4 protein-coding genes are annotated in these 5,815 nt (G+C 60.9%); 1 reads left to right on the top strand and 3 read right to left on the bottom strand.

Going from position 1 to position 5,815, the window contains the following annotated elements:
* Positions 1–259: 259 nt before the first annotated feature.
* A complete protein-coding gene (locus tag APY03_RS15145; RefSeq protein WP_232081409.1) occupies positions 260–1,552 on the top strand; it encodes a hypothetical protein in 1,293 nt (430 codons plus the stop codon).
* Between the two features lie 111 nt (positions 1,553–1,663).
* Here the strand turns inward: APY03_RS15145 and APY03_RS15150 are convergent, their stop codons facing one another.
* From APY03_RS15150 to APY03_RS43830, 3 genes are all read right to left on the bottom strand, one after another.
* Positions 1,664–4,255: a heavy metal translocating P-type ATPase gene (locus APY03_RS15150; protein ID WP_068678023.1), complete on the bottom strand. Its 2,592-nt coding sequence runs from the start codon at positions 4,253–4,255 to the stop codon at positions 1,664–1,666.
* Positions 4,256–4,659: 404 nt separating this feature from the next.
* Positions 4,660–5,574: a cation diffusion facilitator family transporter gene (locus APY03_RS15155; RefSeq protein WP_068678024.1), complete on the bottom strand. Its 915-nt coding sequence runs from the start codon at positions 5,572–5,574 to the stop codon at positions 4,660–4,662.
* Between the two features lie 42 nt (positions 5,575–5,616).
* A partial coding sequence (locus APY03_RS43830; RefSeq protein ID WP_232324282.1) for a hypothetical protein occupies positions 5,617–5,815 on the bottom strand: 199 nt, incomplete at its 5' end.

Below are 5,815 nucleotides of genomic sequence, written 5' to 3' on the forward strand. Positions count from 1 at the left end.
CAGAACATTTCCTTCGCGTTAGGCATCAAGGTGGTATTTCTCACCTTGGCGCTGACCGGCCAAGCGACCCTCTGGATGGCCGTGTTTGCAGACATGGGCGGCAGCTTGGCGGTGGTCTTCAATGGCCTGCGATTGCTGCGGAAGAAGACGTAGCTTCTGGTTTCAATGGCGATGGCCGTCAGCACCACTCTGGACTGACCGTTGCGGAACGGCTTGGCGGAGAATTGTGGTGCCGTGTGCGAAACGCCTTTCAGCGCGGTTGGGCGCCATCGTCTTGGGAAGCGTGATGAAAAACTGTCGGATCAGTTGGAAACTCGCCTTTGTGACCACCGTGTTCGGAGCAATGACGACGGGCTGCGTCTCGTTCGGTCCAAGCGCTCTGAGTCAAACGCGACTGCACTACAACGAAGTGGTGAAGACGACGGCCGAGGAGCAATTGCTGCTCAACATCGTGCGCCTGCGCTACAACGACACGCCAAGCAGCCTAGCCATATCGACCATCGCCGCCCAATTCGAGCGCTCGCAGAGCTTTGCGATCTCGCCATTTTTCACCGCCGCCGGCGGTGACATCAACCGAAGTTTCACCGCCGTACTACCACAGGCTCAAGTACTGGGCGCCGATCGTCCGACATTCAGCCTGACCCCTCAGGACGACCAGGAGTTCACCCGAAAGCTATTCACGCCGGTTCCGTTGGAAGGTGTCATCTACCTGGCGAAGACCACCTGGCCGGTCTCGACGATCTTTCGTCTGTACTTGGAGAATTTGAACTGGGTATCAAATGCGCAAACGGCGAGCGGCCCGGCCCCCACAAAGCCGCCGGAGGTCAACGACTTCATGCGTGGAATCGAAGCGATGCAAGTGCTGCAGGATCGCGGACAGATCGTTTTCGGGATTGAAGAACGATCCGAGACCTTGGGCGGTCCGTTACCGACTGCCAGCGTCGCTGCACGCGACGTGATCGAGGCTGCCAAGAGCGGCTACGTATACCGACCCGACGAGAAGGGAGGCAACTGGACGCTGATCAAGAAGAGTCAGCAGCCCGTCCTGCTGGTTGACCCAGCGGCGCTCGCTTCCCCAGCCATGCAAGAGTTCACTCGCACCTTTCGACTCAAGCAAGGGCTGCTCAAGTACGACATAACTCAGGAGGCGCTCCATCCATTTCCGTCCACGTTCCCAGCCGAGGGCGTCACGAACTTGGATCTGGAGACGCGTTCGTTGCTTCAAGCCCTGTACTTCGTATCTCACGGCATCGACATTCCACAGGAGCATGTCTTGCGGGGCTTGGTCCAGGTAATTCGCGACAACGCGGGGAGTCTCTATGATTCTCGAATCATCACTCACGGACTATTCCAAGTGCGTTCTGCCGGCGGAACGGAGAGGCCACCGGGCGCTTTCGTGGCGATCCAATATCAGGGGTACTGGTTCTACATCGAGTGGACCGACCAGAGGAGCAAGGCCACTTTTTCCTTGTTGATGGAGCTGGCGCGGCTCGAACTAACCGGCAAATCGGGGCCCGGCCCGCTGCTCACACTTCCTCTGAGCGGACGCTAGACGACGCGCCCTTAGAGGGCGCCAGCCCGATCATCCATGCCTTGGCAGCAGACCGTCTCCGCGTCAAGGCGTGATGGCCGCCCATGCCTCGAGCGTGCGAGTTGCGGCTGGTTATGCAGTCACCGGCCGTTGGGATGGGGGAATAGCATGGCTTACTGCCTTGGGCTCTTTGAACGCCAGGAGGCGGAGAGCATTCATCACGACGATCAGCGTGGATCCTTCGTGAAAAAGCACGGCGGTACCGATGTTCAAGCCAAACAGCGTCGCAGGAATCAGCACTGCGACAACGCCCAAGCTGACGAAAAGGTTCTGCTTGATGATCCGACTGGTGCTGCGCGACAGGCCTACTGCGAACGGGAGTTGGGCCAGGTCATCCGCCATCAGCGCCACGTCTGCTGTTTCGAGCGCTACATCGGAACCGGCTGCACCCATCGCGATGCCGACAGTTGCGTTCGCCATGGCGGGCGCATCGTTCACGCCGTCGCCCACCATTGCGACCTTGCCGTGCGCTTCACGCAGCGCCTTGATCGCGTCAACCTTCTGCTCCGGCATTAGGTCTCCCCGCGCCTCGGTCAGGCCAACGCTCTTGGCCACGGCGTCGGCGACTTGCTGATTGTCGCCGGAGATCATGATCAAGCGTTCGATGCCGAGTTCACGCAGTTGCGCCATCACCTGCGCGGCGACCGGGCGAGGAGTGTCCATGACCGCGATGACGCCAAGGAAGCGCTGGCCCTTGCGCACAACCATCGTCGTACGGCCCGCCGCGACTAGCTTGTCGTTCGCCGCGGCGACTTCGTCGGGGAGCGTGGAGCCAGGCAACTCTGAAAAGAGAATCGGCTTGCCAATGTGCACCTCTTCTCCGTCGACCTGGGCCCGCACGCCTCGCCCGGTAATGCTCTGGACTTCTTTCGCCTCGACCGGCCCGACGCGTTCGCCCAGGCGCTCGCGCGCACCCGTCACGATGGCAGTTGCCAGCGGGTGGTCGCTATGCGCTTCGACTGCCAGCGCCACCGCCAACAGTTCGTCTTCGCTGACGCCCGGCATCGCGACGGAATCGGTCAGCTTTGGCTTCCCCTCGGTAAGTGTGCCGGTCTTGTCGAACGCGATCGAAGTCAGGGTGCCCAGATTCTCCAGCGGTCCGCCCCCCTTGACCAAGACACCACCCCGCCCTGCCCGCGCCACGCCGCTGAGTACCGCGCTGGGCACCGAGATCGCTAGTGCGCACGGGCTTGCTGCCACGAGGACGGCCATCGCGCGGTAGAAGCTTGCGGAGAAGGGTTCGTCAATCACGAAGCCAGCGAACAGGAGCAGCACTACGAGTACCAGTACAGCCGGCACAAAAATCCGCTCAAAACGCTCGGTGAATTGCTGGGTAGGCGAGCGTTGCGCCTCAGCCTCGGTGACCATCTTGACGACCCGCGCCATCGTTGACTGCTCCGCACGGCGCGCGACCATCACCTCGATCGCTCCTGAGCCGTTGATCGTCCCGGCAAAGACTCGATGCTCGGGGCCCACGCGGTCGAACGCTGCAAGTGCTGATTTGGCGTCCGGCACCGGGCGCTTGTCCACGGGCACGCTTTCGCCAGTCACGGGCGCCTGGTTGATGCTGCTGTTCCCGACCACCACGACACCGTCGGCGGGTAGTCGCTCATTCGGCCGAACGATGACCACATCTGCCACCTGGAGTTCGGAAACGCCGATCTCCTCCGTACCGCTTTCGCGGCGCACTGTCGCCGTCTCCGGCGCCAGTTCGGCCAACGCCTCAATCGCCTTGCGGGCTCGACCCATGGCGTAGTGCTCAAGCGAGTGGCCTAGGCTAAACAGGAAGAGCAGCAATGCGCCCTCGGCCCATTTGCCGAGCGCCGCCGCACCCGCTGCGGCCACCAGCATCAGCGTATCGATCTCGAAGCGGCGGGCGCGCAGATTCTCGATTGCCTCCTTGACGGTATAGAAGCCGCCGAAGAAGTACGCAGCGATATACGAGGCCGTGGGCAGCCAGCCGGGCCCGGAAGCGCTGCGCTCTATAAGCCAGCCCGCGACCAGCAGTAGCCCGGCGAAGGCGGCAAACACAAGCTCGGACTTCTCGCCGAACAAGCCGCCTTCCGTATGGTCGTGGCCGGCATGTCCGCCTTTTTTGGCCGCCTTCGCATCGTGGGGATGCTTGTGGTCGTGATCGTGATCGTGGCCATGGTCGCCGTCGTGGCCGGGCTCCCGAATCGCACCCGAAGCGCTTTGCACCGAATCCGCTTCCGCACTCGTCCGGTGAAGTCCGAGGGCGGCTGCTCTTTCAACTAGTTCCCCCTCCAAGATCTTCTCCTTGTCGTATTCGATCCGCACGGCGCCTGAAGCAGAGACATCCGCCTCCATAACCCCCGGAATGGCCCGAAGGCCGTCCGCCATCCTTCGCGCCGAGCGCGCGAGCAGCGGCTGACTGGATCTGATCGCGAGATGTGAGAACCTGTCGCTCAAATGCACGCCAACGGCGCTGACGACCTCACGCAGCCGGGTCAGCGAGATTGTCGAAGGGTCGTAGTGGACGCACAGTTGGGGTGCCGCAGTTTGTTCCATCACAACGTGCGCCTCTTCAATCCCAGGCCGGCCCTTCAGCGCATCAATCAGGCGCTGAACACAACGGTCTTTCACGTCGTCAACGTCTGGAAGAATCAAGGGAAGATCCAGGCGAAGCTTGGTTGGTTCGGTCATTTGAATTCCTATATCACTTTCAAGAGGCCCGCATGTGACGCCGACCCGATTCTTGGGAGCAAATGCTGAATGCGCCCGCCCCCCGAGCGACGGCGACTTTCGCTCTCACCTGCGCGTTCGTCGTGGAGCTGTTTTCCGACTGATCTGCCCCTTTGTCTTCGCGCGACGACCCTTGAAACGACCTGCGAGACGTTTCGAGTAAGACGCTGTCCGTTCGTTGAACGGATCTCGGTATCGCTGCCAACGGCCCACTGCCAGAAAGACCAGGGCGATCAGGATCGCTATTCCAGTGGTGATGAAGAACAGCAGCAGGTACTGAGATGGCTCAGGTATGCCCAAGTACAAGTCAGCTCCTTTCCTTCACGCGCATAAGATCAGCGTTTTGATGACTCTGATGTTGCGTCTCACTGGAAGCGATGCGTCGTCGTTGACGCAAGTGGGCAGGGCACGCGCTCGATCTGAACGGTCGAATGGTGAATCTCGAACCGTTCCGCGAGAACCCTGGCCGCCTGGGGAACAACAACGTCGTGGTCGCCCTGCGCACTCACGAGATGAACGCTAAGGCTAGGCTTGCCGCTGGTGATGCTCCAGATGTGCAGCTCATGCACCGAATCGATGCCGGGAATATCGCTCAGCGCTTTCTCAATCTCCGAAACGTCGATTCCTTCCGGAACGCCTTCCAGTAACACGTTCATGCTAGCTCGTAGTAGCGTCCAGGTACGAGGTAGCACCCAGAGCCCGATCGCTACGGCGATCACAGAGTCCACCCAAGTCCATCCTGTGGACCAAATGACGAGCGCTCCGACGATCACACCCAGCGAGCCGAGCATGTCGCTCCATACTTCCAGGTAGGCACCCTTGACATTGAGACTTGCGTCTTTCCCCGAGGAGAGGAGTCTCATGCTGACGAGGTTCACGACGAGACCGAGAGCCGCGATCACGAGCATTGGCACCGAATCCACCGTTTGTGGTTCGCTCATACGCCGCCAAGCTTCGTAGAGGATGTAGACGGCGACACCGAACAAGAGGATCGCGTTGAAGGCCGCGGCCAGGATCTCGAAGCGGTGGTAGCCAAACGTGCGCTTCGAATCGACCGCGCGCTTGGAGATCTGAATCGCGGCAAGCGATATGGCGAGCGCCGCCGTGTCCGTGAACATGTGCGCGGCATCTGAAATCAGTGCCAGGCTTCCGGTCAAAACCCCTCCGATGACCTCTGCCACCATGAACGACGTTGTGAGGATCAATGCAATCCACAGGGGGCGCTCGTGCCCTGCGGCTGGTGGGTCTGCCGTTGGAGTGTGGGAGTGACCGGATGCCATTGATGATCCTTCGAATATCAGGGACGGGTTGGTGAGGACGATTCAGGATCCACCTGCGGCCCGGGACGGGCGAACTTCGAGCGGCGTTCCGCAGTGCATCACATTCGTAAAGACTGTGTCGCCGCGAACAACAACTGAGCGGTCGTCCACGATGACAATGTGTGCATGCCGATGCCGATTCATGCTGTAGGTCACTGCCGCGAAACGTGAGGACGCGAGCTGATCCGCGGTCGCGGTGGCT

Source organism: Variovorax sp. WDL1 (assembly GCF_001541225.1).
In the GTDB taxonomy this organism is placed as follows: Bacteria; Pseudomonadota; Gammaproteobacteria; order Burkholderiales; family Burkholderiaceae_C; genus Variovorax.

What these genes read in the sequence shown, in the direction of transcription:
- APY03_RS15150 (WP_068678023.1), bottom strand. Translation starts at nt 4,255, where the DNA reads ATGACCGAACCAACCAAGCTTCGCCTGGATCTTCCCTTGATTCTTCCA.
- APY03_RS15155 (WP_068678024.1), bottom strand. Translation starts at nt 5,574, where the DNA reads ATGGCATCCGGTCACTCCCACACTCCAACGGCAGACCCACCAGCCGCA.